Raw genomic sequence first — 399 nt, 5'->3', positions numbered from 1 at the left:
GTAACGAAAAGACAAGTGAGAATCTTGTCCGCCGAAAGCCTAAGGGTTCCTGAGGAAGGCTCGTCCTCTCAGGGTAAGTCGGGACCTAACGCGAGGCCGAAAGGCGTAGTGGATGGACAACAGGTTGAAATTCCTGTACCACCGAAGATCGTTTGAGCGAGTGGGGTGACACAGAAGGGCAGTGACGCGGACTGATGGAATAGTCCGTCCAAGCAGTGAGGCTAGTGTGTAGGCAAATCCGCACACTATTAGGCTGGGCTGTGATGGGGAGCGAAAATTGCAGTAGCGAAGGTCATGTACTCCGGCTGTCAAGAAAAGCCTCTAGTGAGATCTAGGTGCCCGTACCGCAAACCGACACAGGTAGGCGAGCAGAGCATGCTAAGGCGCGCGGAAGAACTC

General features: G+C 54.4%; 1 rRNA gene. It reads left to right on the top strand.

What is annotated here, in order from left to right:
• Positions 1–399: ribosomal RNA gene (locus tag AB4Z45_RS33075) — 23S ribosomal RNA — on the top strand; the annotation flags it as partial.

Source organism: Paenibacillus sp. MCAF9, from assembly GCF_052114265.1.
In the GTDB taxonomy this organism is placed as follows: Bacteria; Bacillota; Bacilli; order Paenibacillales; family Paenibacillaceae; genus Pristimantibacillus.
The sequence above is the reverse complement of the archived record's forward strand: the minus strand, read 5'-3'. Positions and strand labels throughout refer to the sequence as shown.